We start from the raw sequence: 25,422 nt of genomic DNA, 5'->3' as shown, positions 1-25,422 counted from the left end.
CACAAATGTCCGATATCGTTCTTACGGCGTCAGTTCGCCAGAACCTGCTGTCGCTGCAATCGACGGCGGACCTTCTCGCAACCACCCAGAACCGCCTCGCGACCGGCAAAAAGGTCAACTCGGCCCTCGATAACCCGACCAACTTCTTCACGGCCGCCGGGCTCGACGCCCGCGCCAGCGACATCAACAATCTTCTCGACGGCATCGGCAACGGTGTGCAGGTCCTGCAAGCCGCCAACACCGGCATCACTTCGCTGCAAAAGCTGATCGACAGCGCAAAGTCGATCGCCAACCAGGCGCTGCAGACCAACGTCGGCTACGCCAAGTCAAGTTTCACAACTGGCCCGAACCCCGGGGCGACGGGCGCCAACCTGCTTGGATTGCCCGATACCGCTGCAACCGTGACCGGCGCTGTCGTCGGCGGCGGCCTGACTCCGGCCACCACGCTGGCCGCTGCCGGCTTTGCCAACGGCGACTCGTTCACCGTTAACGGCAAGACGATTTCGTTCGTCACCGGTTTGGCTGCCGATCCGGCGTCCACGACCGATCCCGTCACCGGTAATGTTTCGATCAGCCTGGCGAGCACCACCGGCGGTACCGTCGCGACCATCCAGAGCGCTATCAACAGCATCACCGGCGGTACGACGAGCATCGCGGGCAACCAGCTGACCGTCAGCAACGCAGTCGCCGACACCAGCAACAGCATTGTCTTCGGCGGCACCAGCAGCGTGCTGGCCAAGCTCGGCCTCTCGACCGGCACCACGCCGCCGACCTATACCTTCTCAGGCAAGACACTGACCATCCCGTCGACTGCGGGTGGACCGGCGACCAACATCGTCTTCGGCAATGGTGTTGGACAGATCTCCACCATCAATCAGCTCAACGCGGCGCTGCTGCCGAACAATCTTCAGGCCAGCATCGATTCGACCGGCGCGATCACCGTCACCACGTCCAACGACGCCGCGTCTTCGACGATCGGCGCCCTCGGCGGCACCGCGACGGCGCCCGGCGAGTTGTTCGCGGGCGTGATCGTCTCCGCGCCGGTTGGCGAAGCCAACTCGCAGGCAACGCGCGCGAACCTCGTGTCGCAGTACAACAACATCATCAACCAGATCAAAACGACATCGCAGGACGCATCGTTCAACGGCGTCAACCTGCTGAACGGCGACCAGCTCAAGCTGGTGTTCAACGAAACCGGCAAGTCGACGCTCAACATCACCGGCATTAATCTCGATCCAGCCGGACTCGGTCTGGGCGCCTTGAGTCAGGGCACCGACTTCATCGATAACGTCGCGACCAACAAGGTGCTCGACTCTCTGAACTATGCCAGCAGCTTCCTGCGCTCGCAGGCATCGACCCTGGGTTCGAATCTGTCGATCGTGCAAATCCGTCAGGACTTCTCGAAGAACCTGATCAACGTGTTGCAGACCGGTTCGACGAACCTGACGATCGCCGACACCAACGAGGAAGCCGCCAACAGCCAGGCGCTATCGACCCGCCAGTCGATCGCGGTCTCCGCGCTCGCGCTGGCCAACCAGTCGCAACAGAGCGTGCTCAAGCTGCTGCAGTAATCGGTTAACTGAGCCGGAACAAAGCAGCGGGGATAAAATCCCGCTGCTTTCTTGCGTCGTGGAGTTCCGCTATTCTTTCATGCCGCTGTCGATCGCCGTAGCTGGACGCGTTGCGCAACGACGCAGGTTCAAGGGAGACAGAATGTGGCCCTCAGAGTCGAACTCAAGCCGTTTGAACGCATCGTCATCGGCCAAAGCGTCATCACCAATTCGGAAACGCGTGCGACGTTTCTGATCGATGGTGAGGTGCCGATTCTGCGCGAGAAGGATATTCTGACTGCGGAGACCGCGAACACGCCGGTCAAGCGAATCTATCTCTGCGTTCAGCAGATGTATCTCGAAGACGACATACCGAAATATCAGGATCTCTATCTCGGCTTCGTCAAGGATTTGCTGGAAGCAGTGCCGAGTTTCCGCAGCCACATAGAGGCCGCAAGTAATCTTATTTTAAGCGGTTATCTTTACAAAGCTCTAAGAGAAATCAGGAAACTGATAAGTCGCGAAGACGAACTCCTATCGAGGTGATGAATGTCTCACGCTGCCTACGCGCGCACCGCTCAAACGACGGCGTCTCCCCGCGAGATTGAAGCGCAGGCTCTTCTGAAGGCCGCGAACAAGCTTCAGCATGCAATGACGAACTGGGATCATCCCGATACGAATTTCGCCGAAGCGCTGCTCTTCAACCGCAAGCTCTGGGCGATCCTTCTGAGCGCGGTGACCAGCGACGAAAATCCGCAAACCATCGAGGTTCGTCAGAACATCGCCAACATCGGCACGTTCGTCCTGACGCAGACCGCGGAATTGCAGCTCAATCCGCAGCCAGAAAAGCTGAAGTCGCTGATCGACATCAATTGCAATCTGGCGGCTGGCCTGTCCGGCCGCGCCTGACACCAGCGCATGGACGAACGATGGCCGATCTTTTAAGCATCATATCGTCGAACTACGTGGCGGTCGGCTCGAACGTCAACTATTCGAAAGGGCCTTACGTGCCCGTCGATGCCGCCAGCTACGAGGGTAACTGGACCGGCAAGTACGCCAACAACGACACGTTCAGCATTCAGGTCTCCAACGTCATCGGCTTCCGCGCCAAGGCGCGGTATCAGAGCGGCTCGACGGTGAAGTACCAGGACGTCCTGATCAGGGACAACTCGTTCAAGATCGGCGATTCGAAGTTCACGCTGACGAAGCATGGGACGGCGCAGATCAAGACGGTCATGACCACCAACGGCACCCAGACCCTCGAGACCGCCTACGCCCAGCAGAACGGCCGTTAAACCCTCAAATCCGTATTTCTGCGCATGTTGTCCTCACGGGCGAGATCCATTGCCCGCAGATAGGCGCGTGCGCGCAGCCGCGCCTCGTCAGGATACTGGCGGATGACCAGGCTGGTTCTGCTGTCGACGGTGCGATAGACGATCTCGGCCGCGGCGCGATCGATAATCACCTGCTTCGAAAGCCGATCGGTTTCCGCCTGGGGATTGATGCGTGCCTGAACCGAGGGATCCGGCGCCGTAACGGCCTTGTCAGGTGGCAGCTGCGTCTGGACAGCCGTCTTCGCGCCGTTGGATGCCGGCTCGACGTATGTTGCAGAAACCGATGCCCCCACCGGTTTGATGTTGAAATCCGCACTCATGGCAGCCTCTGGCTTCCCCTTGAGTCAAACCCCAACCCATGCCGATTATGAGTGGAACCGGATGAATTCGGTCCTTATGTTCCCGCGCGGAATTGAATCAAATTATCTGCATTTCGCATCGCGGCGACGTGCGAACGTCATTGCGAGCGAAATGAAGCAATCCAGACGTGCTCCTCACAGGCAGTCGCTGGTGCTTCGCCGCTTACTTCTCGCAATGACGGCGCCGAATATCTAAAAATAATCGCTAAAGCGAGCGGCTGACAGACAGCGGCGTCACCTGACGCGGTCCCGGCGTTGCGCGCTGTCCGCCGGCGGTGTAGCCGTTCGGAAGATTCTTCCGCTGCATTTCGCTGTTGACGCCGCGCACGATGCCCTCGGAGACCGCGTGAGCCGTCGCAAGTACGGTGAGATTGACCTGCAGCATCGCGCGGAACGTGTCGTGATGGCGGTGCAGCGCGGCGAGCAGTTCAGGCGTCGATTGCTTGAGGTAGTCGCGGCTGTGCGCCAGTCGGGAAATCGCGTCGGTGTACTGCCGCGACATCTCGTTCTTTTCGGTCTCCAGCGTCATCGCTTCGCGGATATTGCCGGCTCGGACCAGTTCGGTCTCGCGCTCCACGATCCCGAGCAGGGTACTCATGATCTGCAGCAGCCCTTCAGCCAGCTTGCGCGCCTCGACCGGTGTCGCTGCCGGCGCGGGAGCCGTGATTGCTTTGGCATTTTGCTGTTGCGTCATGGGTGCTCTTCCGTTGCGTCTAGCTGGCGCGGTTGGCCTGCTGAAGAATGAGAGTGCGGTAGACGTCGTTTGAAATTCCGACGCCGCCCGCCTGCGCGAAAGACTTGGAGTATTGCTCCGTCATCATCGAGCGCCAGACGCCGGTGCCTGGCGTGTTGCCGTAAGGCCCGTCGCCCTTGATGCCGTTCATCATCTGCGAAAACATCGAGTTGAGAAACACGGCCTCGAAATCCTGCGCCTGGCTCTTGGCTTTCGCCTGCGCCTGCGGCGAAACTTTCGTCAGCGCGTCTTGCAGCGTGAGGTCGGGACGTCCGCCGGTGAAGGTGGTGGGTGCCCGGGTGGTGGTCGGGGTGATGCTCATTACATCACCTCGATGTCGGCCTGGATCGCGCCCGAAGCCTTGATGGCTTGAAGGATGCCGATCAGGTCGCGCGGGCCGATGCCGAGGCCGTTGAGGCCGTCGACCAGTTGTTGCAGCGAGACGCCGTCCTTCACCACCGCGAGTTTCTTGCCGTCCTCCTGAACGCCGACGCGTGTATTCGGTGTGACCACGGTGCGTCCGCGCGAGAATGGCGCGGGCTGGCTGACCTGCGGGCTTTCCGAAATGGAGACGGTAAGATTGCCCTGTGCGACCGCGACGGTGGCGACGCGCACATCGCGGCCCATCACGATGATGCCGGAGCGTTCGTCGATGATGATCTTGGCGCCGAGATCCGGCTCGACCTGCAACTGTTCGATCTCGGTCAGCAGCGCGACCACGTTACCCTTGAACTCTGCCGGAATGCTGAGCTGTACGGTGGAGGGATCGACCGGCTCGGCGGTCTTGGTGCCGAGATAGTCGTTGACCGCGGCGGCAATGCGCTTGGCGGTGGTGAAGTCGCCGTTGCGCAGGGCAAGGCGGACGTTGGGCAGGCGGTTCAGCGCGAACTCGATTTCGCGCTCGATGATCGCGCCGTTGGCGATGCGGCCGACTGTCGGGACGCCCTTGGTGATGCTTGCGGCCGCGCCCTCGGCGGAGAAGCCGCCGATCGCCAGCGATCCCTGTGCGACGGCATAGACGTTGCCGTCGGCGCCGAGCAGGGGGGTGACCAGAAGCGTGCCGCCCTGAAGGCTTTTGGCGTCGCCGAGCGCCGACACAGTGACGTCCATCCGGGTGCCCTGGGTGCCGAAAGCGGGCAGGTTGCCCGTGACCATGACGGCCGCGACGTTGCCGGTGCGGATGGTGGAGCCGCGGATGTTGACGCCCATGCGCTCAAGCATCGCCTGCAGCGACTGCTTGGTGAAAGGGATGTTGTTGAGCGTGTCGCCGGTGCCGTTCAGGCCGACCACGAGGCCGTAACCGATCAACTGGTTCTGACGCACGCCCTCGATGTTCGCGAGATCCTTGATCCGCGATGTCGCCTGGGCCGATGCGCTGAACGCGGACAGCAGGGCGATCGCCATGCAGGCAGCCTGAAAAATCCGAAACATCCTCTGCTCCCCGCTGAGGTCTCTGTGGTCCGACCCCGTGCTCCCCACAAGGTTAGTCCGCAGTTAACTATGCGAGGGCCGTGCCAGAGCGTGCCGCTCCGTAAGATATTGTTTTGGCTAATTAATTATCGAAGCTGTCAGTTGGCTGTCCGCCACCCGGAGCGCCGAACTTGCCGTATCCGGCATAAATTGCCGGGTTGTTTACTTCCCGTTAACCATAAATGGCCACTTTGGGGCATGGGGTTCCGCGGACCGGTGTAACAGCAGAGCTGGTGGTCCCGACCTGTTGTCTTGCGAGATAGGCACGATGCGAATCTACGGACCGAATGGGACCAATCTGACGTCGCCGGCGGCAAACGCGCGGCGCTCAAGCTCGACGTCCTTTTCCCTCGGTGACATCGGCACAACATCGGAAACCCGCCCGGCGGCAGCGCCGCGCGCCACCAGCGGCATCGATGCACTGCTGGCGATGCAGGGTGTTGAAGACTCCACGGAGCGCCGCCGCCGATCGGTGGCGCGGGGCCGGACTGCGCTCGATGTCCTCGATGATCTCAAGATTGGTCTCCTGGCTGGATCGTTCGATTCGACCACGGTCGCCCGCTTGCGCACTGCAGCGGCCGACCTGAAAGCCAGTTCCGGCGACCCCGGACTTGACCAGGTGCTGTCTGAAATCGAGCTGCGGGTGGAAGTCGAACTCGCCAAGGCCGGGCAGTAAGGCGGCTCGAAGGCGGTTCCTTTAGCCCGGAATTCCGGCCATTTCCGCGCCCCGGGCGGGGTGAGGTTCCCTGTGGAAGGCCTTATTTTAGCGCCCTATTCGGGTGCTTTCCGGCCCATCCGCGATATTGTCTGTCACATAGCGTAGCTATATAAGCTGCCGCGCGGACAGGCATTTTCCGTCCGCCTTGCATGTCGACATGGACCGCACTTGGAAAAGTTGAAGAACTACAGGCCCTCTGAAAAAGAGCCTTTCATGAACGAGCGTCAGCGGGAGTATTTCCGCCGGAAGCTGCTCGACTGGAAGGAAGAGATCCTTCGGGAATCGAAGACCACGCTTCAGCAGCTTCAGGAAGAGAACGTCAATCATCCTGATCTTGCCGACCGCGCTTCATCAGAAACCGATCGCGCCATCGAACTTCGCGCGCGCGACCGTCAACGCAAGCTCATCTCCAAGATCGACGCCGCCTTGCAGCGGATCGAGGACAATACCTACGGCTATTGCGAAGAAACCGGCGAGCCGATCTCGCTGAAGCGGCTGGAAGCGCGCCCGATCGCGACGCTGTCGGTCGAGGCGCAGGAGCGCCACGAAAAGCGCGAGAAGGTTTACCGCGACGAATAACGCAACCCGCGTCGCAACCTGTTTATCGATTTAGCCCGGTGGTCGAAAGATCATCGGGCTTTTTCGTTCCGTTTCGGAACAGGAGGGGCCTTCGCGAATTACGCCTAACAACAAAGGGAGGATAATCGTGAAGCTACTTTTGATCGCACTGGCGCTGGCGACAGCATCGTTCGCTTTCATCGGTCAGGCCGATGCGCGTGGTTACAGGTATTGCCTGAAGAGTTCGCCTGGCCCCGGCGACTGTAGATACGCAAGCTATCAGCAGTGCAAGGCTTCGGCATCGGGTGTGGGCGGGACCTGCGTGCGCAACTATGGGCGGCGCTGAGCCGGAATTCTCCGGCTATGCGGCAAGGCTGAAGCCGGAGATCTGAACCCGGTTGCGGCCGGAAGCCTTGGCTTCATAGAGTGCAGCATCTGCTCTGCTGAGCAACGCCTGAAGCGTCTCCGGCTCCGCCGAACGGATTGCGATTCCTGCACTGAGCGTTGCCCGGACGGGTCCATTCTCGGTGTGAACGATCGTTGCTTCGATTTGAGATCGGATGCGGTCCGCAACAGCGGCCGAAGCTTTCGGACTGGAGTCCGGCATGATGATGCAAAATTCTTCGCCGCCCATCCGCCCGGCAAGATCGTTCGCACGGATGTTCGCGTGGATCACGTCGGCGAACGCCATCAGAATCCGGTCGCCGGAATCATGTCCGAAGCGGTCGTTGATCGTCTTGAAGTAATCCAGATCCATCATCACGACCGCGGTGCCGGCTGGAGCGGTCCCCATCCGGCCGTCGAATAATGCGCGCCGGTTGAGAAGGCCGGTCAGCGCGTCTCTCATTGCCTCCGACTTGTGGCCGTTCGCGATCCGCATCTGATTGAGGGTGAGGGAGAGGGCTCCGATACCGGTCAGCCCGGCGATCGCCATGATCGAGTTAAACTCCTCGGCCCAGTTTGAAGGCCGTGACGTCAGCACGATCTGACCCTGCTCGGCGAGGGCGTAGCCGCATGCGATGAAGGACGCCGCTGTGGCGACACAGCATATGGTGTTCGCCGTCATCAGGAGCGGGGATTCGGCGCGCGCCAGCCAGTAATGACGCGCAATCAATAGAAGAAGCGCGCCAATCGCGATGTTGCCGATCATCGTTCCGATACCGGAGTACCCCAGCGCGAAGGCTGCAGATGTCGAGATGAAAGCAAGCGCGACGGATACGGTTGTCGACGTCCAGTTGGTCCGGCCCGTGCAAAACCTGGCGCAGCCCGCGTGAAGCAATCCAAATCCCGCGATCAGGAACAGGAAGGATGTCAGCAGAAGTCCCGAATTGTACTTATCAACGACAGCGCCGAAGACAACGACGCCGGTTACGATGAGTGCAAGTCCGATCGACCAGATCAACAGATGGGTCTCGGATCGTCCGATCGCCCACATCATGAGGAACGTGATGCCGAGCGATGCGCCCGAAAATCCGATGGCGACGAGGACGGATAGCTGATCGAGAAACATGACGCGTCCGCGGGTGAATTCTGGCCCCTAGATAGGTCAATGATCGTTACCTAACCAACGACAGCGGCGTCATTCGCTCCTCAGGGTGATCAAATGGTTACTCTGTTCAATCAAAGGATCGAAGTACCTCTTGCGCCGAGAAAGCCAGAGGCACGTACGAAGAAAAATGACCCCGTGAGGGGCCATTTCCTTGCTGTACGATCGGTGATGTATCGAATCAGCGATAGTCATGATGATGGTGGTGGCCACGCTTGATGACGATCACCTTCTTGTTGTGGCCGCGATGCCATCCATGATGGCGATGCATTTCGGCGCGCGCGCCGCGATATTCACCGTGATGATGACCACGATGCATTCCACGATCGCCGGTCTTGACGACAACGGTCTGCGCGCTGGCGATCGACGGGACTGCGATGGCGAGCGCCGCAACAGCCGCAACAACAAAACCAAACTTCTTCATATCTTTCTCTCCTTTGAATAAAGCGAGAGTAGAACAGAAGCAGCAGGCTATCGTTCCGTGTGTTTCGCCGGTATTTTTATGAACCGCTGTTCATGCGCGGCCGCTAGGCCAGTGTATGTACGATGACGGGTCCGGCGACGGCGGTGGCCGGTCCAGTGAGCAACGGCGCAAGACTCTGCTCGATCCATGCAAGTCCGCGCCTGTTCGACTCTTCCGCGCCCGCGAAATTGTTGAAGATGCTGATCGCCGTCACCGTGTCGTCCGGCGCATAGATCACATAGTAAGCGATAAAGCCTTCGACATCGCTGATGATCGGGATCGCGCCTTCCTTGATCGTGCGCGCGAGTTCCTCGGCCATGCCGGCCTTTGCCTTTCCCTGACGAATAGCGGCGTACATGACACCCTCCTTCACCGGTCGGCTGCTCAAGGTTGCGAACGCTGCGACGTTGCATCGCGCCCATTCAGAGGCGGCCGAGCAGCAGGACTTTCCGCGCTGAAGGGTACGCAGCTTGCGCGGATGGAAATTATCACTTCCGTCGCCCTCTGAACACGGTGAATGTTTGCCCAAACGATCACGGCTCTCATCAGGGGAGCTGATGAGAGCCGCGTCGTGAACACCTTGCTGCGCCTAGGTTCGCCGCCGGGTGTGGGAGCTGGGAGAGAGACGGTGGGAGCCGTCCCTTATCGAAGAGACATCATCCTTTCCGGAAAATTGGGCCTGTCTTGAATTGCGCCTCGGTGTGGCGGTTAGAACGGCAGCAGAATATCGAAGGCCTGCTGGCCGTAGCGAGCTTGCTGCACATCGGTGAGCTGGCCGCGGCCGCCGTAGGCGATGCGGGCCTGCGCGATCTTGCTGGAGTCGATGGTGTTGTCGCTCTGGATATCCTCAGGGCGCACGATGCCCGCCACGACCAGTTCGCGGACTTCGAAGTTGACGCGGATTTCCTGTTTGCCTTCGACCACAAGGTTGCCGTTCGGCAGCAACTGAGTCACGACGGCGGCGACGTTGGTCTGCAATGCTTCCTGTCGGTTCACCGAGCCCTTGCCGTCGCTGGACGAGGTGGAGTCCGTGGTCAGCATCCGGCCCGGAGGGATCGCGGCATTGGTGCCGGGAATCTTGTTGATGCCGAAGAAACTGGTGACGCCGGAATTTTCCGAGTTGGTGCGGCTGCGCTGGGTCTCGTTGGCGATATTGGCCTTGTCTGTAATGTTGACCTGCACCGTGAGGATGTCGCCGATCTGGTGCGCGCGCTGATCTTTGAAGAAGGCGCGCGATCCGTTCCGCCACAGCGAGTTCGGATTGAACGACGCCGGCTGCGGCGCGGGCATCGGCATCGACACCGGCTTGTAGCCCGCCTGCGTTGTCGGATTGTCGATCGCCGAGAGTTTCGGCTTTTCACCGATCGCCGCGAGACGATCGAGGGACGAACAGCCGCTGGCCATGGTGCCGAGTGCCAGCAGGCTGCCGGCGACTATAAGGCGATTGAACACGTGGGACTTGGACATGACTGATTACTCGGCTTTTCTGGATTCGGGTGCGGGAGCGGCAGGTGGCTCGCTGTTCGAAAGTGCTGCGGTGGTAAGGCGAGGGCCGGGGGCGGTGATGGTGACCTGACCGGGGCCGGTCACAACGCCCTGGACGGTGCGTTTCGATTGCAGGTTGACGATGTTGACGATGTCGCCTTCGGTGCCGCTGTCGAGCGCTTTGCCGCGGCCGGTGAGATAGAGGCCCGGTGCTTCGTAGATCAGCATGACGCCCTGATCGCGCGAGACCAGATCCGGCTTTCCAAGGTCGGCCGCTTTCAGCGCCTGTCCGGCGCGCATCTGCTTGCGGGCCTGCATGCCGACCGAACGGTCGCGGTTGATCACGTCGTTTCCGATTTCAGTCTTTGGCCGCCGCTCGACCACCACGTCCGATGATCGCAGAATCTCGTTGCGCTCCACCGCGCGGGTGAGCACGGCTGCTTCGATGGTTTCGACCGCGGTGCCGATGAAGCGCAGCTTGGTCGGATTGTAGGTAACGTCGTTGGGAATCTCGAAGGTGATGTCGAAGCGTCCGTTGCGCGGGTCGAACCGCACGATGGTCGCGCGCATGTCGCCGGTATGGGCGGCGTCGAGCTGCAATTCGCGCAGGTCACGCTCGAATGTGACGGAGATGTTGGCGGCGTCGCCGAGGCCGTTGCGCCGTTCCAGCACGCGGGCGATCTGCTGTTCGATCTCTTTCGAGACGAGGGTGCGCGAAGAGCGGGTGATCGACACTTCGCGAAGGTCGCGGGTATCGACGCCGATCACCTGATGCGTGCGCAGCGCGGTCAGGAGCTGCGCGACGGGCAGCGATCCGGTGGTGCCGAGATCGGGCGCACGGAAGATCGCGATCTGCGCGGCGCTGCCGGCGTTCTCCACGATGTCGCCGATGCGGACAATGTCGCTGCTCACCGTCACGCTGGCGCGCAGCGACGGCTGCGCAAGCGTGTCCTGGTCCGACTGCGCCAGCACGGCGCCGGACATTGTGGCGAGGAGGGCGGCGGCGATGACGAATGAACGCAACATCACTCTCTCCCTTAGCGGAACATGCCGGTGGTGGATTGCATCATCTGGTCGGCGGCGCTGACGACCTTGGCGTTCATCTCATAGGCACGCTGCGCGGCGATCAGGTCGGAGATTTCCGAGACGACCTCGACGTTGGCCGATTCAAGATTGCGCTGCTGCATGTCGCCGAAGCCATCGGCATTGGCGAGGCCGTCCTGCGGCGGGCCGGAAGCCGGCGTATCGGTGAACAGGTTGTCGCCGATCGATTGCAGGCCGGCCTTGTTGATGAAGCGCGTCAGACCGATCTGGCCGACCACGGTGGGCGTGGTCGAGCCCGGCGTCATGACCGACACCTGGCCCTGCTGGTTGATGGTGAGCTGCGATGAATTCTGCGGGATCGTGATGGTCGGCTGCACCGGGTTGCCCTGTGCCGTTACCACGCGGCCCTGGCCGTCGGTCGTGAACGAGCCGTCCCGCGTGTAGGTGTAGGTGCCGTCGGTCATCTGGATCTTGAAGTAACCCTCGCCGCGGATGGCGATATCGAGATCGCCGCCGGTCGGATTGAGCGTGCCCTGTGTCATCAGGCGCGGCGTGCCGACGGTCTTGACGCCGCCGCCGATATCGATGCCGACCGGAAGGATGGTGCCCTGATCCGACGCCTGCGCGCCGACGCGCTTGACGTGTTCGTAGATGAGATCCTGGAACTGCGCGCGCTGCTTCTTGTAGCCGGTGGTGCGCAGGTTCGCGATGTTGTTGGAAATGACCTGGACGTTGAGCTCCTGAGCCGCCATCCCGGTCGCTGCTGTGTAAAGTGCGCGCATGGATCAGTTTCCTTATGCCGGAACGTCGGCGAGTGTCTGGAGTGCGGTTTTGCGGAGGTCATTCTGCTGCTGCATCAGCGAGGCGACCGACTGATAGGTGCGCATGACTTCCATCATGCGGGTCATTTCAGCCACGGCGCTGACATTGGACTTCTCGACGAAGCCCTGATTGAAGCGCGAGGCGAGGTCAGGCTGGGCCACGGTGCCGGCCGGCGCCGAATACAGGTTCGCGCCTTCCTTCTGAAGCTGCTGCGGATTGTCGAACTTCACCAGCTTGAGCTTGCCGCGAATGGAGTCGAACTGGGTCACGATGCCTTCGCGCACCGTGACCGTGCCTTCGCTCGAGATCACGATCTCCTTGTCGGTCGGCTGGAACACGATCGGACCGTTGGTGCCAAGCACGATGTTGCCGCCGGTGGTGACAAGCTGGCCCTGAGCGTTGATCTGGAACGAACCGTCGCGGGTGTAGCGTTCGCCCTGCGGGGTCTGCACCGCGATGAAGCCCTTGCCGTCGATCGAGACGTCGAGCGGGTTGCCGGTCTTCTCAGCGGGGCCTTGCGTGAAATCGTGATAGGCGGCGCGGTCCTGGACGAAACTGACGCGGCGGTCGCGAACCGAGAAGTTGTCCTCGTGCGCGCCCGTGTTCAGGTATTCCTCGAACAGCGACTTGTTGGCCTTGAAACCATTGGTGTTGGTGTTGGCCACATTGTTGGCAATGATGTCGATCTGCCGCTCAAGCGACATCTGCCGCGACAAAGCGACGAGAAGCGTATTCTCCATCGGCCAATCTCCCCTTGTTGAGCCGCGCCGTGCCTCTCCCAAGGCGTGACGCGGATCGTGCGAACCGTGGAGGCTCTCCCAAGCCGCGGTTCGCCATCTACAATGCGAGAGGTGTGCCAACTCGAAAATACAAATAATTTCAATTTGTTATTGATTCTGAAGGGTCGCGGGGAGTCGGCAATAACCTCTTGTTGACCATGTTGCCCCGGCAAAATTTTCCCACCTGGAGAGCAAAAGAAAGATTTCGTTAACCATTGCGTCCGTACGGTGCTCAAACAGGGCGCTCACGCGCCGGCGGCCTTTGTATCGCGTCATTTAAAGCCAGTTCGGCAGCATCGAGCCCATCCCAGGACTGCGGGCGGGGGCAATGGCAGACGACGATCAGGTCGAGGAGGGCGCGGAAACCGCGGCTCCGAAGAGCAAACGCAAACTCATTATGATTGGCGGCGCCGCGGTGCTGGTGCTCCTGCTGGCCGGGGGTGGCTGGTTCTTCTTTATGGGCGGACACGGCAAGGAGGAGCACGCGGCTGCTCCGCCGCCGAAGCCGCCGGTGTTCCTCGATGTGCCCGAGGTCCTGGTCAATCTCGCGAACGCGCCGGGCGAGCGGGTTCAGTATCTCAAGGTCAAGGTCGTGCTCGAGGTCAAGGATCAGCCCTTGGTGGCGCAGATCCAGCCGACCATGCCGCGCGTGATGGACCTGTTTCAGACCTATATGCGCGAACTGCGTCCGACCGATCTCAACGGATCGATCGGACTGTTTCGCCTGAAGGAAGAGCTGACGCGCCGCGTCAACGCTGCGATCTCGCCCAGTCAGGTGAACGCTGTGCTGTTCAAGGAAATCGTCGTTCAGTGACGGACGGAAGTTGAATCATGTCTCCGGGCGATAACAATGATGTCGATCAGGATGCGCTAGCCGCCGAATGGGAAGGCGCGCTGGATTCTGAAGACCCGGCCGCGGCTGCGGCTGAGGCGGAAGCCAACACGCTCACCGAGACCATGGCCGAGCAGTGGGCCGCCATGGTCGACGACGGCAGCCGCAACCTTGAAATCGGCAAGGCCGGTGGCGAGCGCGTCCTGTCGCAGGAAGAAATCGACAACCTGCTCGGTTTCAGCGACGGCGAACTCAATATCGACGAGAACTCCGGCATTCGCGCCATCATCGATTCCGCGATGGTGTCGTACGAGCGCCTCCCGATGCTCGAAATCGTGTTCGACCGCCTGGTGCGGCTGATGACGACGAGCCTGCGCAATTTCACCTCCGACAACGTCGAAGTCTCGCTGGACCGCATCACGTCGGTCCGCTTCGGCGACTATCTCAATTCGATCCCGCTGCCCTGCGTGCTCTCGGTGTTCAAGGCCGAGGAGTGGGAGAACTTCGGCCTGTTCACCGTCGATTCGAGCCTGATCTATTCGATCATAGACGTGCTGCTCGGCGGCCGCCGCGGACAGCCATCGCTGCGCATTGAAGGCCGTCCCTACACCACGATCGAAACCAATCTCGTCAAGCGCCTTGTCGAAGTCGTGCTCGCGGATGCCGAGCAGGCGTTCCGGCCGCTTTCGCCCGTGACCTTCACCATCGACCGGCTTGAGACCAATCCCCGCTTTGCCGCCATCAGCCGGCCCGCCAACGCCGCCATCCTGGTCCGCCTGCGGATCGACATGGAAGACCGCGGCGGCAATATCGAGCTTCTGCTGCCTTACGCCACCATCGAACCCATCCGCGACGTGCTGTTGCAGATGTTCATGGGTGAAAAATTCGGCCGTGATCCGATCTGGGAAGGCCATCTGGCCACCGAGATCGCGCGGGCGGAAATCGCGGTCGATGCCGTGCTGTACGAAGCCAACATCCCGCTGAAGCAACTGATGATGCTGAAGGTCGGCGACACCCTGCCGCTCAACGTTCGTCCCGATGCGCTGGTCACCGTCCGCTGCGGCGACGTGCCGCTCAGCGAGGGCCGGATGGGACGCGTCGGCGACCGTGTCGCCATCCGCGTCACCAAGCCGCTGCGCAAGCCGCACACAACTTACGCGATGTTCGAGAAGCAAGACGAGCAAACCAAACTGATGGAGGCACAATGAGTCACTCATTCGGACTGGTGATCGAGAGCCTGGTCGCGGTGCTGCTTCTGCTCACGATCGGATATTGCATGCTGCTGAACCGGCGGCTCAAGCGGCTCCGGGCCGACGAGCAGTCGATGCGCGGCATGATCGCCGAACTGATTACGGCAACCGAAATCGCCGAACGCGCGATCGGGGGCCTGAAGGTGACCGTGCGCGAATGCGACGAAAATCTCGGCGCGCAACTGAACGCTGGAACTGCGCTGTCAGCAAAGCTCAGCAAGCAGGTGATGGCCGGCGAGGCGATCCTCAACCGTTTGACGCAGATCGCGCTCGCGGCACGGCCCTCTACCCCTGAGCCGGAAACCGCGGCGGAAGCCGAGGCACCCGCGGCGCACAAGCCGTCGAATGCGAAGACCCTGCTCGCCGCCGCCCAGGCGTTCTCCGAACGGCGAAAGGCCACTGGTCTGGCTGCATGAAAGCGCTTCTTCGCGATATCCGGATCATTCCGATACTGCTGATCGCGACCTGTTGTCTGGTCGTGCTCAAGGTATCGGGCCTGCTTCTCGACGGCGGATACATCCTGAACGACACGCCGAAGCCGAAGTCATGGGCGCAGGACACGTTCAACTTCCCGTCGCCGGGCAAGATCGATGCGTCGGACATCACCGGCTCGGTCGCAGCGAAGAAGGAAGAGAAGCCGGTGGTGGCGGCTCCGGAAGCCGCGCCGATCCCGGATGGCAAGGTGGTCTATCCCGATCCGAACCGCGCGGTGACGGCGTCCGAACGGGCGGTTCTTGAAAGCCTTCAGTCACGGCGGCAGGAGATTGAAGCTCGCGCACGCGAAATCGAGATCCGGGAAAGCCTGATGAAGTCCGCCGAGAAGCGGATCGAAGGCAAGATCGAGGAGATGAAGGCGACCGAGGCGCGGGTGTCCGTTGCCGGGCAGCAAAAGAGCGAGGTGGAGGCGGCACGGTTCAAGGGGCTCGTGACGATGTACGAGTCCATGAAGCCGAAGGACGCCGCAAAGGTGTTCGACCGGCTTGAACTGTCGGTGCTGTTCGAGATCGCTTCGCAAATTGCGCCACGCAAGATGTCCGACATCATGGGGCAGATGCAGCCGGAAGCCGCCGAGCGGCTGACGGTCGAAATGGCACGCCGCGCGACTGGAGATAAAATGTCATCCGCGAACGACTTGCCCAAGATCGAGGGCAGGCCGCAAGCGCAAGGCCGTAACTGAGGCGTGTTGGGAATGTCCTGCAAGGCCGCCGGCATATACAAGCCCATCCGCAAGTCCGGCTCGAAAGCCCGGTCTTTCGCGGACAGGCTTCGTCGCGGCCTGCGGCCATCGGCGTTTGCGCTGGCTGTCCTGTTGTCCTGCCTTTCCATCACTGCAGAAGCCGCTCCGGCTGATCCTGTGAAAGGCGAGGCGACGCTGACGGCGCAGCCCGGCTACGCGCGCCTGGTTCTCAAGTTCAAGGAAGACGTTCCGACCGAGGTCATTGTCGCGGGCGCGATCCTGGTCATTCAGTTCAAGAACTCCGTCGATGTTCCCATCGATCTCCTGGCGGATTCCGCGCCAGCCTATGTCGGATCGGTTCGCCGCGATCCTGACGGGACTGCGATCCGCATGGCGCTGACGCAGAAAGTCAGCGTCAATGTGATGACCGCGGGCGAGCGCGTGTTCATCGATCTGTTGCCCGAGAAATGGGTCGGCCTTCCGCCGGCATTGCCGGCCGAGGTCGTGAAAGAACTGTCCGAGCGCGCGCTGGCAGCGGAACGGGCGCTGCGGATGCAGAAGATCGCCGATGAGGCGAAGAAGCGCCCGCCGGTTCGCGTGCGGGCATCGGTTCAGCCGACCTTCGTCCGGTTTGTCTTTGAGATGCCCGATGGCGTGAATGTGTCATCCTCGTTGGGAACGGAAAAGTTCACGCTGTCGTTCACAGCGCCGCTGGTGTTCGATCTCGCGGACGCCAAGATTGCGATGCCGGCGAACATCACCTCGATCAATCAGAAGATCGACGGCGAGGCGTCGCGCGTCGATATTGCGCTGGTCGGCGAGGCGGATATTCATTCGTTCCGCGAGGACAAGAACTACGTCGTCGATGTTGCTTTCGAGCCGTCGCAGAAGCCGCAAACCGTTTCGCCGGCGAAATCCTCTGTCCCCGGTGACAAGGCGAGCGAGTTCGCGCAGCCGACGTCCGAACAGATCGCGCGGCTGATGAAACCGGACGCCAAGCCGTCCGAGATAAAGCCGCCCGAGGTCAAACAGCCGGACGTCAAGCCAGTCGACGCCAAGCCGCCTGCGCCATCGCCCGAGGCCAAGACGGAGGCGGTGATCGCAAAGCCGGAGCCCGCCGCGCCAGCGCCGACTCCGGCTGTGGTCGCGGAAGCGCCCGCGCCGGTGAAGGTGCCGCCGGTGGCTTCGCCGCCCGCCGTGAAGGCACCGCCGCCCGAAGTCGCGACGGCCAAACCCGCAGCCGGGGTGACGGTTGAGGCAAGACTGACCAGTGACGATCTCCGTCTGACATTTCCGTTCAGCACTCCCACCGCCGCGGCGGTGTTTCGCCGTTCGGACTCGATCTGGCTGGTGTTCGACACCGATCAGGTGATCGATACCAGCGCCGTCCGCCGTGACGGCGGATGGATTGTCGCTGACGTGGAGCCGGTCGATCTGCCGAAGGGCCGCGCGCTGCGGATCCGCCTGAACCGTCCGCAGCTCGCGAACCTGATCGGAGACGAGCGCGCATGGACCCTCGTGCTTGCCGACAAGGCGCTGCCGCCGCAACAGCCGCTGATCGCCACGCGCAACATGGCTGATCCGGGCCGCGCCAGCGTCAGCGTCAGCCTCGCGAAGCCCGGACAGCTTCATCGCCTGAACGATCCTGATGCCGGCGATCTCCTGCTGGTGATGACCGCCGGTGCGCCGGCGCGCGGCTTCATCAAGCGCCAGGACTTCGTTGAATTCTCGCTGCTGGAATCGATCCACGGCGTCGTCATCCAGCAGAAGTCCGACGACATCACTGCGGGCATATCCTCCGACACCCTGACCCTGACCCGGCCCGGAGGATTGACGCTATCGACCGCGACATCCGCGCCGGAGCGCGCCGCGTCGCTGATCCGCCCGGTCTTCGATGTCACCGAATGGCGCGACTATCAGAACGCCGAGTTCATCCCGACGCGCAACAAATTGCTGACCAAGGCCGCGCAGGCAACCGGAACGGCGCGCTTGCCGGTCCATGTCGATCTGGCGCGGTTCTATCTCGCGCGCGGGATGTATCCCGAAGCAAAGGGCGTTCTCGACCTGGCGTTTTCCGAGATCAAACCGGGCGAGGAAGACGCGCCGTCACTGACCGTTCACGCGGTCGCCAGCACGCTGGCGGGTCGTCCTGCACTTGCGATGGCCGACCTCAACAATCCCTTGGTGACGGCGAATGTCGATTCCCAGCTCTGGAAGGCGCTCGCGCTGGCGCGGCAGGAAAAATGGGCCGAGGCACGCGAGAAGTTCAAGAACGTCGAGTTCGCCATCACGGCGCTGCCGCTCGATCTGCAGCGGATCGTGATCGCGGATGCGTTTCGCGCGTCGCTGGAGGTGAGGGATTATCCGGGCGCAGGGGTGCGGAGTAACGATCTGGATGTTGTCGGCGTCGGTCCCGAGCAGACAGCGGCGATCGCTCTGCTGCGCGGGCGGCTCGCCGAAGCGCTTAGCCGCGATCAGGATGCACTGGCTGCGTTCCAGGCGGCCGCAGGATCAGCCGATCGCCCGTCCGCGGTCGAGGCGCAGGTCCGCCAGATTGCACTGCGCCAGAAGCGTAGCGAGATCAGCGATGATGACGCGCTTCGCGACCTTGAAGCCATTTCGGTCACCTGGCGCGGCGATTCCATCGAGGTGAAGACGCTGGAAATGCTGAGCCGGCTCTACGCGGCCAAGGGGCGCTATCAGGAGGCCTTCAGCGCCGTGCGCACCGCGACCATGCTGCAACCGAACTCCGAAGCGTCGCGGAAGATGCAGGACGAAGCGTCGGCGATGTTCGAACAGATCTACAACGGCGCCAGGGGGGACGACCTTCCGCCTGTCGAAGCCCTTGCGATGTTCTATGAGTTTCGCGATCTGACGCCGATCGGCCGCCGTGGTGACGAGATGATCCGGCGTCTGGCGGATCGTCTTGTCGCGGTCGATCTGCTGGAGCAGGCGGGCGAACTGCTGCAATACCAGATCGATCACCGGCTTGAAGGTTCGGCCCGCGCGCAGGTCGCCTCACGGCTGGCGATGGTCTATCTGATGAACCGCAAGCCCGAGCGCGCCATTACCGCGCTGCGCACCACGCGAATCGCCGATCTGGCCGGCGAGATTCGCCAGCAGCGCCTGCTGCTCGAGGCGCGGGCGCAGAGCGACATCGGCCGACACGATCTGGCGCTCGACATCATCTCGAACGTCGGCGGCCGTGAAGCGGTCCGGCTGCGGTCGGATATTTACTGGGCGTCGCGGCGCTGGCGCGAATCCGCCGAACAGATCGAACTGCTCTATGGCGATCGCTGGCGCGATTTCCAGCCGCTGTCGCCCACCGAGAAGAGCGACGTCATTCGCGCCGTGATCGGATATGCGCTGGCGGAGGATGCCATCGGCCTTGCCCGGTTCCGCGAGAAGTACAGTCCGAAGATGGATGGCGGCGACCGCGCGGCCTTCGACGTGGCATCGCAGCCGGCGACGGCGAACAGCGCCGACTTTGCCCGGATTGCGAAAATGGCGGCGACCATCGACACGCTCGATGGCTTCCTGCGCGAGATGAAGGCCCGTTTTCCCGACGCCATGGCCCGTGCCAAGCTGCCGCCGGAAATCAAGGCCGACCCGAATCCGACGGGCAGTCTGCCCGAGATTATTGGATTGAAACGGGTGAAGTCTGGGCGGTGATTGTTATCTCGTCATTGCGAGTGAAGCGAAGCAATCCACTCTTCCCAGGAACAAATCCCAAGAACAAAAGCTGCATTGCTTCGTCGCTGCGCTCCTCGCAATGACGTAAGTGGGCACGCTGACATCACCCGCCGCCGTAGCTTTGCACGAGGCTGCCGGCCACCAGCGACCAGCCGTCCACCAGCACGAAGAAGATCAGCTTGAACGGCAGCGACACCACCACTGGCGGCAGCATCATCATGCCCATCGACATCAGGACCGATGCGACGACGAGATCTATAATCAGGAACGGCAAGAACAGCAGGAAGCCGATCTCGAACGCGCGCTTCAGTTCGGAGATCATGAAGGCGGGGACAAGGATACGCAGCGACATCTGCTCCGGCGAAGCGGCCGGCGGTTCGCCCGACAGGTCCATGAACAGCTTGAGATCCTTCTCGCGCACATTCTTCTGCATGAAGCTGCGCAGCGGCACGGTGCCGCGCTCGAACGCCTGCTCGACGGAGATCTGGTTGGCGACCAGGGGCTTGATGCCGTCGTCGTAGGCCTGTTGCAGCACCGGCCCCATCACGAAACCGGTCAGGAACAGCGCCAGCGCGATGATGACCGAGTTCGGCGGCGCAGTCGCGGTGCCCAGCGCCGTACGCAGCAGCGACAGCACCACCACGATGCGGGTGAACGACGTCATCATCACCAGGATCGACGGCGCGATCGACAGCACCGTCAGCAGCGCGATCAACTGGATCGCGCGTTCGGTGACGCCGCCGTTGCCCTGACCCAGATTGATGCTGATATCCTGCGCGCTCGCGGGTTCGATCAGGAACCCGGCGGCGGCGACAAGACTGGCAAAAAATAAAACTCTACGCGGTGATGTCGAGGATCTCACGCGGGAGGCTTTGGACGGCCGAGGAGATTGGCCATCTCGTCTTCGAGATTCTCAAACGCAGCCTTCGGAGTGGGCGGCGGCGGAGGCGCCGGCGGCACTGGCGGACGCGGAGCGCCTTCGGAACGGGGCGCCGGCCCGTTGCCCATCGGTTCGGGAGCAACCGGTGGCGCGCCCGGCCGCTCGACCGGGCCGATCGACGGCGCGGTATCAAGGCGCGGTTCGCCGCCGGGGCGGCGCAGGGCGGCTTCGAGCCGCTGCGCCATATCGGCAAGATTCTGATCGGCCGATGACAGCGAAGGATCGGCGGCGGGACGCGCCGGCGGACGCGGCGGCAGCGGCGGCGCTTTCGGAGCGTCGCCCGAGCGCGGCAAGCGCGGCGGCAACGGTTCGCTGCGCTCGCTTCGCGGGATTGCGCGAGGCTCCGAACGCAGCATCGGTTCGGGCCGCAGCGAGGGCTCCGGACGGATCATCGGTTCCGGCGTGAAGCTCGGCATCACATCGGGGCTGTGACGTTCAGGCAGCGGCGCCGCAGGGCGGCGGGTGTCGTCGAAATGGGGCGCGCGCAGCGGGCGCGGCGGCGGTTCAGGCGCGAGGGGCTCGCGATGTTCAAATGTGTCGGCATGGGGGGCTTCGCCGTCGGACCAACCGGCATCAGGCGCCAGACGTGGCGGAAGCTCGGTTCCCACAGGCCCGCGCGGCGCTGCCTGGTCGCGCTGCGGCGTGCTGCGCACGATGTTGGGTTCGACCACGAGATCGGCGGGGCCGCCAATCATCAACAGGTGCTCGACGTTGTCGCGCCGGACCAGCACCAGCCTGCGGCGGCCATCGACCGCCGCGGCGTCGATCACGGCGAGCCGGGGCATGCGTCCCCGGCTGGCTCCGGAACCGCCGAGACTGCTTCCGCCAAACCGGCGAACCAGCCAGGCGGCCACTCCGATCAACGCAAGAACGATGACGAAGGCGATGAAGAACCAAAGCGTTTGCGGCATGTCCTGTCCCCGTCAAACAACACTCGCATCTATGCCAGATTCGCAGGTCACTGGCCGCGAAACAAGCAGTTTGGGACGAATTGAGTGCTAAGTGCGCGCTACCGGTTAATTCTTGGCGGCAAATGCTGCCGCCGGCGGATCAGTACCCTATCAAAGCGCGGCGGGCCGAAATAGTTCTTCTGCCGGTACTTCAATGACTTGTCCGTTGAAGGCCATTCGTGGCGAAATTGGGTCCGGCCGGTTCTTAACTCCTTATTAACCATACACACGGCAAATTCTGCCTACCTGAGGCGCTGCGCTTCGGGCTGAGGGCTGGCCGATGGCGATCACCGATCTTCCGATGTTGTCCGCGCTTCGCATCAAGATGCAGTGGCATCAGGAGCGGCAGCGGGTGCTTGCGGACAACGTCTCAAATTCCGACACGCCGAATTTCAAGCCGCGCGACCTGGTGGAACCCAAGTTCGACAGCAGCGGCGCGGGCCCGGTGACCGGCGCCATGCCGTCGCTGTCGATGGCGCGCACCAGCGCCGGGCACATCCAGGCGACGGGCGTCAGCGAGAATTTCAGCTCAAGCAACCGCGGCGGCTACGCGACGCGGCCCGCGGGCAATGCCGTCAATCTTGAGGACGAGATGCTGAAAGTCTCCGCCAACCAGGGCGACTACGCGGCGGTGACCGCGCTCTACACCCGCAGCCTCGGGCTTCTGAAGACCGCCATCGGAAAGCGGTAACGCGCATGATCCTGCCTAGGAGAGTCAAAGCATGAGCGACGGCAACGATTTTCTCAGGTCCATGAGCATCGCGACGTCCGCTCTGCGCGCGCAGGCAGGCCGGATGCGGGTGATTTCGGAAAACATCGCCAACGCGGATTCGACCGCAAAGACCGCGGGCGGCGATCCGTATCGCCGCAAGGTGCCGACGTTCTCCTCCGAACTCGATCGCACGCTCGATTCGCGCGTCGTGACGCTGGGGAAGATCAAGCCGGACAATTCGGAATTCCGCATCAAGCACGAGCCGGGCAATCCGGCGGCGGACGCCAACGGCAACGTCAAATACCCTAACGTGAACTCGCTGGTCGAAATGACCGACATGCGCGAAGCGCAGCGATCTTATGAAGCGAACCTCAACATCATTTCCGCAACGCGCCGGATGATCCAGCGCACCCTCGACATTCTCAAGGCCTGACAAAAGGGAATTAACTCATGGCTTCGCCAACAGTCGCTGCCAATGCCTATGCAAGCCTTGCGAAAATCATGGAATCAGCCGGCGGAGCCGCTGGTGGCGCCAAGGTTGGTGACACCGGCGGGGTATCGTTCGGCGCACTGCTCAAGGAAAGCCTCGGCAGCGTGATGGATGCGGGGCGCAAGTCCGACGCGCAGACCATCGCGATGGCGCAGGGCAAGGCCAACGTCATGGATGTCGTGACCGCGGTGGCCGAAACCGACGTCGCGGTGTCGACGCTGGTCTCGGTGCGCGACCGGGTGATCCAGTCCTACGAAGATATCATGCGGATGCCGATCTGATTCTGGCTTTTGAAATGCCTGCGGGCGGGGGATTGAAATGACAGGTGCTGAAGTTCTCGACGTCTCGCGCGATGCGATCTGGACCATCGTGAAGGTGTCGTCGCCGCTTTTGATCGTCGGCCTCGTGGTCGGCGTTGCGATCTCGCTGGTGCAGGCGCTGACGCAGATTCAGGAGCAGACGCTGGTGTTCGTGCCGAAGATTCTCGCAATCTTCGTCACACTTGTTCTGGCGTTGCCGTTCATGGCGGACGCGCTGAACAGCCAGATGCTGCGGATATCGTCGCGAATCATCGGCGGCTAGCGCATGATCGGGGACTTGTTCAGGGACACGTCGTTCAGGGGCGGGGCAGGTCTTCTCGGAGCAGGTCTTCCATGCGTATCGACATCTCGCTGCTTCCGGCGCTTGCTGCGGCCTTCATGCTGGTGTTCGCCCGCATCGGCGCCATGGTGATGCTGCTGCCCGGATTCGGCGAAGCCAATATTCCTGTCCGGGTCCGCCTTGGCATCGCGCTAGCGCTCACGCTCATTCTCCTGCCGCTGCATCGCAATGCCTATACCGTCAGCATGACCTCCATCGCGCCGCTGCTGGTGCTGATGGTTCAGGAAATCATCATCGGCGTGGTGCTCGGCGCTACCGCGCGCGTCACGCTCTCCGCACTGGCGGTGGCCGGTTCGGTCATCGCCCAGCAGCTCGGCCTCGGTTTCGTGACCACGATCGACCCCACGCAGGGCCAGCAAGGTGCGCTGATCGGCAACTTCCTGACCATGCTGGGGCTGACGCTGCTGTTCGCGACCGACATGCATCATCTGGTGATCGCGGCGCTGAGCGAGAGCTACAACGCATTCTCGCCGGGCGAACTGATGTCGAGCGGCGACGTCGCGGCGCTGGCGACCAAGGCCTTCGCGACGGCTTTCAAGATCGGCATCCAGTTGTCAGCGCCGTTCATCGTGTTCGGTCTGGTCTTCAACCTCGGCCTCGGCGTGCTGGCGCGCCTGATGCCACAGATGCAGGTGTTCTTTGTCGGCGTGCCGCTTTCGATTCTCGGCGGCTTCCTGATCCTGGCGGCGATCATCGCCACCATGATGGGAACTTACCTCGACTACTTCGGCGGTGTCCTCCACGAACTCGCGCCGCGGCGCTGAGGGCAGGGCATGTCAGACGAGGACAAGGAATCAAAAACACAGGACCCGACGCAAAAACGTCTCGACGATGCGTTGGAAAAGGGCGATGTCGCCAAGAGCCAGGAGGTCAATACCTGGTTCGTGATCGCTGCCTCGACGCTGCTGCTGTCGTCGTTCTCCGGATCGATCAGCAAGGGCATCGAGGTGCCGATGCGCAACCTGCTGATGAACATGCATCAGATCCGCGTCGACGGTCCCGGCCTGCTGTCGTTGCTCAGCCAGATTGAACTGATGCTGATCGGCGTTCTCGGCGTCCCGCTGCTGCTGCTCTTGATCGCGGGCGTCGGCAGCAATCTGATCCAGCACCGGCTTGTGTTCTCGACAGAGCCGCTCAGCCCGAAATTCAGCAAGATCTCGCCCATGGCGGGCTTCCAGCGGCTGTTCGGCAAGCAGGCGGGTGCGAACTTCCTCAAGGGCGTCTTCAAGGTCGTCCTGCTCGGCGTCGTGATGTTCCTCGTATTATGGCCTGAGCGTCACCGGGTTGATGCCATGATCCGGTTCGACCCGATGTCGATCCTGAACGTCACCAAGACCATCTCGGTTCAGTTGATGGGCACGGTGGTCGCAGCGCTCGCGCTGGTGGCGGCGCTCGACTATCTGTTCCAGTACCGGCAGTGGTTCGAGCGGCAGAAGATGTCGCTGGAGGAGATCAAGGAAGAATACAAGCAGTCTGAAGGCGACCCGCACATCAAGGGACGCATCCGGCAGCTTCGCCATGCGCGTGCAAAAAAGCGTATGATGGCGGCGGTACCTACGGCATCGGTGATCATCACCAACCCGACCCACTATGCGGTCGCGCTGAAATACGATCGCGGCATGGCGGCGCCGGTCTGCGTCGCCAAGGGTGTCGACGCGCTGGCGCTGAAGATCAGGGAGATCGCGACGGCCAACGATATCCCCATTGTCGAGAACGTGCCGCTGGCCCGCGCACTGCACGCAACCGTCGATATCGACGACGAAATTCCGGTCGAGCACTATCATGCGGTCGCCGAGGTGATCGGCTACGTGATGAAGCTCAAGCGCAGGATTTCCGGCCTTGGCTAATCGCTTGTTG

The 25,422-nt window shown here is 62.1% G+C and carries 31 protein-coding genes; 18 read left to right on the top strand and 13 right to left on the bottom strand.

Going from position 1 to position 25,422, the window contains the following annotated elements; all coding sequences use genetic code 11:
* Nucleotides 1-5 precede the first annotated feature (5 nt).
* From HMPREF9695_RS13660 to HMPREF9695_RS13645, 4 genes are all read left to right on the top strand, one after another.
* The gene (locus HMPREF9695_RS13660) at nucleotides 6-1,571 is read left to right on the top strand and encodes a flagellin N-terminal helical domain-containing protein (protein ID WP_006021441.1); all 1,566 of its coding nucleotides are present in this window, start codon (nucleotides 6-8) and stop codon (nucleotides 1,569-1,571) included.
* Nucleotides 1,572-1,715: 144 nt separating this feature from the next.
* On the top strand, nucleotides 1,716-2,096 hold the full coding sequence (gene flbT / locus HMPREF9695_RS13655; protein ID WP_006021440.1) for a flagellar biosynthesis repressor FlbT: 381 nt from the start codon (nucleotides 1,716-1,718) through the stop codon (nucleotides 2,094-2,096).
* Nucleotides 2,097-2,099: 3 nt separating this feature from the next.
* The gene (flaF, locus tag HMPREF9695_RS13650) at nucleotides 2,100-2,459 is read left to right on the top strand and encodes a flagellar biosynthesis regulator FlaF (RefSeq protein ID WP_006021439.1); all 360 of its coding nucleotides are present in this window, start codon (nucleotides 2,100-2,102) and stop codon (nucleotides 2,457-2,459) included.
* A 20-nt stretch (nucleotides 2,460-2,479) separates the two neighbouring features.
* Nucleotides 2,480-2,845, top strand: coding sequence for a hypothetical protein (locus tag HMPREF9695_RS13645; protein ID WP_006021438.1), 366 nt, complete (start codon nucleotides 2,480-2,482; stop codon nucleotides 2,843-2,845).
* On the opposite strand, the gene HMPREF9695_RS13640 is transcribed toward HMPREF9695_RS13645, so the two are convergent.
* The 4 genes from HMPREF9695_RS13640 to HMPREF9695_RS13625 all read right to left on the bottom strand — a co-directional run bounded on the left by HMPREF9695_RS13640 (nucleotide 2,842) and on the right by HMPREF9695_RS13625 (nucleotide 5,407).
* Complete coding sequence (locus tag HMPREF9695_RS13640) at nucleotides 2,842-3,204, bottom strand: hypothetical protein (protein WP_006021437.1); 363 nt, start codon at nucleotides 3,202-3,204, stop codon at nucleotides 2,842-2,844. The two genes, HMPREF9695_RS13645 and HMPREF9695_RS13640, sit on opposite strands and share 4 nt — an antisense overlap.
* A 244-nt stretch (nucleotides 3,205-3,448) precedes the next feature.
* Nucleotides 3,449-3,937, bottom strand: coding sequence for a hypothetical protein (locus HMPREF9695_RS13635; protein ID WP_006021436.1), 489 nt, complete (start codon nucleotides 3,935-3,937; stop codon nucleotides 3,449-3,451).
* 19 nt (nucleotides 3,938-3,956) lie between these two features.
* The gene (flgJ, locus tag HMPREF9695_RS13630) at nucleotides 3,957-4,298 is read right to left on the bottom strand and encodes a flagellar assembly peptidoglycan hydrolase FlgJ (RefSeq protein ID WP_006021435.1); all 342 of its coding nucleotides are present in this window, start codon (nucleotides 4,296-4,298) and stop codon (nucleotides 3,957-3,959) included.
* Complete coding sequence (locus tag HMPREF9695_RS13625) at nucleotides 4,298-5,407, bottom strand: flagellar basal body P-ring protein FlgI (RefSeq protein WP_006021434.1); 1,110 nt, start codon at nucleotides 5,405-5,407, stop codon at nucleotides 4,298-4,300. The genes flgJ and HMPREF9695_RS13625 overlap by 1 nt, the downstream gene beginning before the upstream one ends.
* 307 nt (nucleotides 5,408-5,714) lie before the next feature.
* On the opposite strand from HMPREF9695_RS13625, the gene HMPREF9695_RS13620 reads away from it, so the two are divergent.
* From HMPREF9695_RS13620 to HMPREF9695_RS25810, 3 genes are all read left to right on the top strand, one after another.
* Nucleotides 5,715-6,122, top strand: coding sequence for a flagellar assembly protein FliX (locus HMPREF9695_RS13620; protein WP_006021433.1), 408 nt, complete (start codon nucleotides 5,715-5,717; stop codon nucleotides 6,120-6,122).
* 255 nt (nucleotides 6,123-6,377) lie between these two features.
* Nucleotides 6,378-6,743, top strand: a complete 366-nt coding sequence (dksA, locus tag HMPREF9695_RS13615) for an RNA polymerase-binding protein DksA (RefSeq protein WP_006021432.1) — start codon at nucleotides 6,378-6,380, stop codon at nucleotides 6,741-6,743.
* Between the two features lie 127 nt (nucleotides 6,744-6,870).
* Complete coding sequence (locus HMPREF9695_RS25810; protein ID WP_006021431.1) at nucleotides 6,871-7,068, top strand: DUF3551 domain-containing protein; 198 nt, start codon at nucleotides 6,871-6,873, stop codon at nucleotides 7,066-7,068.
* Nucleotides 7,069-7,083: 15 nt separating this feature from the next.
* Here HMPREF9695_RS25810 and HMPREF9695_RS13610 read toward each other — a convergent pair whose 3' ends face one another.
* The 7 genes from HMPREF9695_RS13610 to flgF form a co-directional block, all read right to left on the bottom strand.
* Entirely contained in the window at nucleotides 7,084-8,232 is a 1,149-nt protein-coding gene (locus tag HMPREF9695_RS13610) for a GGDEF domain-containing protein (RefSeq protein WP_006021430.1), read from the bottom strand.
* Between the two features lie 217 nt (nucleotides 8,233-8,449).
* Nucleotides 8,450-8,692: a hypothetical protein gene (locus HMPREF9695_RS25805; protein ID WP_006021429.1), complete on the bottom strand. Its 243-nt coding sequence runs from the start codon at nucleotides 8,690-8,692 to the stop codon at nucleotides 8,450-8,452.
* Between the two features lie 103 nt (nucleotides 8,693-8,795).
* Complete coding sequence (locus HMPREF9695_RS13600; RefSeq protein WP_006021428.1) at nucleotides 8,796-9,089, bottom strand: hypothetical protein; 294 nt, start codon at nucleotides 9,087-9,089, stop codon at nucleotides 8,796-8,798.
* A gap of 350 nt (nucleotides 9,090-9,439) precedes the next feature.
* Nucleotides 9,440-10,198, bottom strand: coding sequence for a flagellar basal body L-ring protein FlgH (gene flgH / locus HMPREF9695_RS13595; RefSeq protein WP_006021427.1), 759 nt, complete (start codon nucleotides 10,196-10,198; stop codon nucleotides 9,440-9,442).
* Nucleotides 10,199-10,204: 6 nt separating this feature from the next.
* Complete coding sequence (flgA, locus tag HMPREF9695_RS13590; RefSeq protein ID WP_006021426.1) at nucleotides 10,205-11,242, bottom strand: flagellar basal body P-ring formation chaperone FlgA; 1,038 nt, start codon at nucleotides 11,240-11,242, stop codon at nucleotides 10,205-10,207.
* 11 nt (nucleotides 11,243-11,253) lie between these two features.
* The gene (gene flgG / locus HMPREF9695_RS13585) at nucleotides 11,254-12,042 is read right to left on the bottom strand and encodes a flagellar basal-body rod protein FlgG (protein WP_006021425.1); all 789 of its coding nucleotides are present in this window, start codon (nucleotides 12,040-12,042) and stop codon (nucleotides 11,254-11,256) included.
* A gap of 12 nt (nucleotides 12,043-12,054) precedes the next feature.
* Nucleotides 12,055-12,822 (bottom strand): flagellar basal-body rod protein FlgF, encoded by a 768-nt coding sequence (gene flgF / locus HMPREF9695_RS13580; RefSeq protein WP_006021424.1) that lies wholly within the window; start codon nucleotides 12,820-12,822, stop codon nucleotides 12,055-12,057.
* Nucleotides 12,823-13,189: 367 nt separating this feature from the next.
* On the opposite strand from flgF, the gene fliL reads away from it, so the two are divergent.
* From fliL to HMPREF9695_RS13555, 5 genes are read left to right on the top strand one after another with little or no spacing between them, the layout of a single operon-like run.
* Nucleotides 13,190-13,675: a flagellar basal body-associated protein FliL gene (fliL, locus tag HMPREF9695_RS13575; RefSeq protein ID WP_006021423.1), complete on the top strand. Its 486-nt coding sequence runs from the start codon at nucleotides 13,190-13,192 to the stop codon at nucleotides 13,673-13,675.
* A 17-nt stretch (nucleotides 13,676-13,692) separates the two neighbouring features.
* Complete coding sequence (fliM, locus tag HMPREF9695_RS13570) at nucleotides 13,693-14,901, top strand: flagellar motor switch protein FliM (RefSeq protein WP_006021422.1); 1,209 nt, start codon at nucleotides 13,693-13,695, stop codon at nucleotides 14,899-14,901.
* A complete protein-coding gene (locus HMPREF9695_RS13565) occupies nucleotides 14,898-15,359 on the top strand; it encodes a DUF6468 domain-containing protein (RefSeq protein WP_006021421.1) in 462 nt (153 codons plus the stop codon). The genes fliM and HMPREF9695_RS13565 overlap by 4 nt, the downstream gene beginning before the upstream one ends.
* Entirely contained in the window at nucleotides 15,356-16,120 is a 765-nt protein-coding gene (locus HMPREF9695_RS13560; RefSeq protein ID WP_006021420.1) for a MotE family protein, read from the top strand. Before HMPREF9695_RS13565 ends, HMPREF9695_RS13560 begins: the two co-directional genes overlap by 4 nt.
* A gap of 12 nt (nucleotides 16,121-16,132) precedes the next feature.
* Nucleotides 16,133-19,792, top strand: a complete 3,660-nt coding sequence (locus HMPREF9695_RS13555; RefSeq protein WP_006021419.1) for a hypothetical protein — start codon at nucleotides 16,133-16,135, stop codon at nucleotides 19,790-19,792.
* A gap of 124 nt (nucleotides 19,793-19,916) precedes the next feature.
* Here HMPREF9695_RS13555 and fliP read toward each other — a convergent pair whose 3' ends face one another.
* Both fliP and HMPREF9695_RS13545 read right to left on the bottom strand, forming a co-directional pair.
* Nucleotides 19,917-20,675 (bottom strand): flagellar type III secretion system pore protein FliP, encoded by a 759-nt coding sequence (gene fliP / locus HMPREF9695_RS13550; RefSeq protein ID WP_006021418.1) that lies wholly within the window; start codon nucleotides 20,673-20,675, stop codon nucleotides 19,917-19,919.
* Nucleotides 20,672-21,664, bottom strand: a complete 993-nt coding sequence (locus HMPREF9695_RS13545) for a flagellar biosynthetic protein FliO (protein ID WP_006021417.1) — start codon at nucleotides 21,662-21,664, stop codon at nucleotides 20,672-20,674. The genes fliP and HMPREF9695_RS13545 overlap by 4 nt, the downstream gene beginning before the upstream one ends.
* 319 nt (nucleotides 21,665-21,983) lie before the next feature.
* On the opposite strand from HMPREF9695_RS13545, the gene flgB reads away from it, so the two are divergent.
* The 6 genes from flgB (at nucleotide 21,984) to flhB (ending at nucleotide 25,412) form a co-directional block, all read left to right on the top strand.
* On the top strand, nucleotides 21,984-22,394 hold the full coding sequence (flgB, locus tag HMPREF9695_RS13540) for a flagellar basal body rod protein FlgB (RefSeq protein WP_006021416.1): 411 nt from the start codon (nucleotides 21,984-21,986) through the stop codon (nucleotides 22,392-22,394).
* Nucleotides 22,395-22,425: 31 nt separating this feature from the next.
* A complete protein-coding gene (gene flgC, locus HMPREF9695_RS13535) occupies nucleotides 22,426-22,848 on the top strand; it encodes a flagellar basal body rod protein FlgC (protein ID WP_006021415.1) in 423 nt (140 codons plus the stop codon).
* A 17-nt stretch (nucleotides 22,849-22,865) separates the two neighbouring features.
* Entirely contained in the window at nucleotides 22,866-23,186 is a 321-nt protein-coding gene (fliE, locus tag HMPREF9695_RS13530) for a flagellar hook-basal body complex protein FliE (protein ID WP_006021414.1), read from the top strand.
* Nucleotides 23,187-23,223: 37 nt separating this feature from the next.
* Nucleotides 23,224-23,487 (top strand): flagellar biosynthesis protein FliQ, encoded by a 264-nt coding sequence (gene fliQ, locus HMPREF9695_RS13525; RefSeq protein ID WP_006021413.1) that lies wholly within the window; start codon nucleotides 23,224-23,226, stop codon nucleotides 23,485-23,487.
* 71 nt (nucleotides 23,488-23,558) lie between these two features.
* Nucleotides 23,559-24,329, top strand: a complete 771-nt coding sequence (gene fliR, locus HMPREF9695_RS13520; protein ID WP_006021412.1) for a flagellar biosynthetic protein FliR — start codon at nucleotides 23,559-23,561, stop codon at nucleotides 24,327-24,329.
* 9 nt (nucleotides 24,330-24,338) lie between these two features.
* A complete protein-coding gene (flhB, locus tag HMPREF9695_RS13515) occupies nucleotides 24,339-25,412 on the top strand; it encodes a flagellar biosynthesis protein FlhB (protein ID WP_006021411.1) in 1,074 nt (357 codons plus the stop codon).
* The last annotated feature ends 10 nt before the right edge of the window (nucleotides 25,413-25,422 follow it).

The organism is Afipia broomeae ATCC 49717 (assembly GCF_000314675.2).
In the GTDB taxonomy this organism is placed as follows: domain Bacteria; phylum Pseudomonadota; class Alphaproteobacteria; order Rhizobiales; family Xanthobacteraceae; genus Afipia; species Afipia broomeae.
Note: the sequence above shows the minus strand (reverse complement) of the source record. Positions and strands in the feature narration are given on the sequence as shown.

Bases quoted from the DNA above. Each gene is read 5' to 3' on its own strand.
- flgA (WP_006021426.1), bottom strand. From the start codon at position 11,242: ATGTTGCGTTCATTCGTCATCGCCGCCGCCCTCCTCGCCACAATGTCC.
- HMPREF9695_RS13660 (WP_006021441.1), top strand. From the start codon at position 6: ATGTCCGATATCGTTCTTACGGCGTCAGTTCGCCAGAACCTGCTGTCG.
- flgF (WP_006021424.1), bottom strand. From the start codon at position 12,822: ATGGAGAATACGCTTCTCGTCGCTTTGTCGCGGCAGATGTCGCTTGAG.
- flaF (WP_006021439.1), top strand. From the start codon at position 2,100: ATGTCTCACGCTGCCTACGCGCGCACCGCTCAAACGACGGCGTCTCCC.
- dksA (WP_006021432.1), top strand. From the start codon at position 6,378: ATGAACGAGCGTCAGCGGGAGTATTTCCGCCGGAAGCTGCTCGACTGG.
- flgG (WP_006021425.1), bottom strand. From the start codon at position 12,042: ATGCGCGCACTTTACACAGCAGCGACCGGGATGGCGGCTCAGGAGCTC.
- fliQ (WP_006021413.1), top strand. From the start codon at position 23,224: ATGACAGGTGCTGAAGTTCTCGACGTCTCGCGCGATGCGATCTGGACC.
- HMPREF9695_RS13640 (WP_006021437.1), bottom strand. From the start codon at position 3,204: ATGAGTGCGGATTTCAACATCAAACCGGTGGGGGCATCGGTTTCTGCA.
- HMPREF9695_RS13560 (WP_006021420.1), top strand. From the start codon at position 15,356: ATGAAAGCGCTTCTTCGCGATATCCGGATCATTCCGATACTGCTGATC.
- fliM (WP_006021422.1), top strand. From the start codon at position 13,693: ATGTCTCCGGGCGATAACAATGATGTCGATCAGGATGCGCTAGCCGCC.
- fliE (WP_006021414.1), top strand. From the start codon at position 22,866: ATGGCTTCGCCAACAGTCGCTGCCAATGCCTATGCAAGCCTTGCGAAA.
- HMPREF9695_RS13555 (WP_006021419.1), top strand. From the start codon at position 16,133: ATGTCCTGCAAGGCCGCCGGCATATACAAGCCCATCCGCAAGTCCGGC.
- HMPREF9695_RS13565 (WP_006021421.1), top strand. From the start codon at position 14,898: ATGAGTCACTCATTCGGACTGGTGATCGAGAGCCTGGTCGCGGTGCTG.
- HMPREF9695_RS13620 (WP_006021433.1), top strand. From the start codon at position 5,715: ATGCGAATCTACGGACCGAATGGGACCAATCTGACGTCGCCGGCGGCA.
- HMPREF9695_RS13610 (WP_006021430.1), bottom strand. From the start codon at position 8,232: ATGTTTCTCGATCAGCTATCCGTCCTCGTCGCCATCGGATTTTCGGGC.
- fliR (WP_006021412.1), top strand. From the start codon at position 23,559: ATGCGTATCGACATCTCGCTGCTTCCGGCGCTTGCTGCGGCCTTCATG.
- flgH (WP_006021427.1), bottom strand. From the start codon at position 10,198: ATGTCCAAGTCCCACGTGTTCAATCGCCTTATAGTCGCCGGCAGCCTG.
- flgJ (WP_006021435.1), bottom strand. From the start codon at position 4,298: ATGAGCATCACCCCGACCACCACCCGGGCACCCACCACCTTCACCGGC.
- HMPREF9695_RS13600 (WP_006021428.1), bottom strand. From the start codon at position 9,089: ATGTACGCCGCTATTCGTCAGGGAAAGGCAAAGGCCGGCATGGCCGAG.
- flgC (WP_006021415.1), top strand. From the start codon at position 22,426: ATGAGCGACGGCAACGATTTTCTCAGGTCCATGAGCATCGCGACGTCC.
- fliL (WP_006021423.1), top strand. From the start codon at position 13,190: ATGGCAGACGACGATCAGGTCGAGGAGGGCGCGGAAACCGCGGCTCCG.
- HMPREF9695_RS13625 (WP_006021434.1), bottom strand. From the start codon at position 5,407: ATGTTTCGGATTTTTCAGGCTGCCTGCATGGCGATCGCCCTGCTGTCC.
- HMPREF9695_RS13545 (WP_006021417.1), bottom strand. From the start codon at position 21,664: ATGCCGCAAACGCTTTGGTTCTTCATCGCCTTCGTCATCGTTCTTGCG.
- HMPREF9695_RS13645 (WP_006021438.1), top strand. From the start codon at position 2,480: ATGGCCGATCTTTTAAGCATCATATCGTCGAACTACGTGGCGGTCGGC.
- flgB (WP_006021416.1), top strand. From the start codon at position 21,984: ATGGCGATCACCGATCTTCCGATGTTGTCCGCGCTTCGCATCAAGATG.
- HMPREF9695_RS25805 (WP_006021429.1), bottom strand. From the start codon at position 8,692: ATGAAGAAGTTTGGTTTTGTTGTTGCGGCTGTTGCGGCGCTCGCCATC.
- HMPREF9695_RS13635 (WP_006021436.1), bottom strand. From the start codon at position 3,937: ATGACGCAACAGCAAAATGCCAAAGCAATCACGGCTCCCGCGCCGGCA.
- flhB (WP_006021411.1), top strand. From the start codon at position 24,339: ATGTCAGACGAGGACAAGGAATCAAAAACACAGGACCCGACGCAAAAA.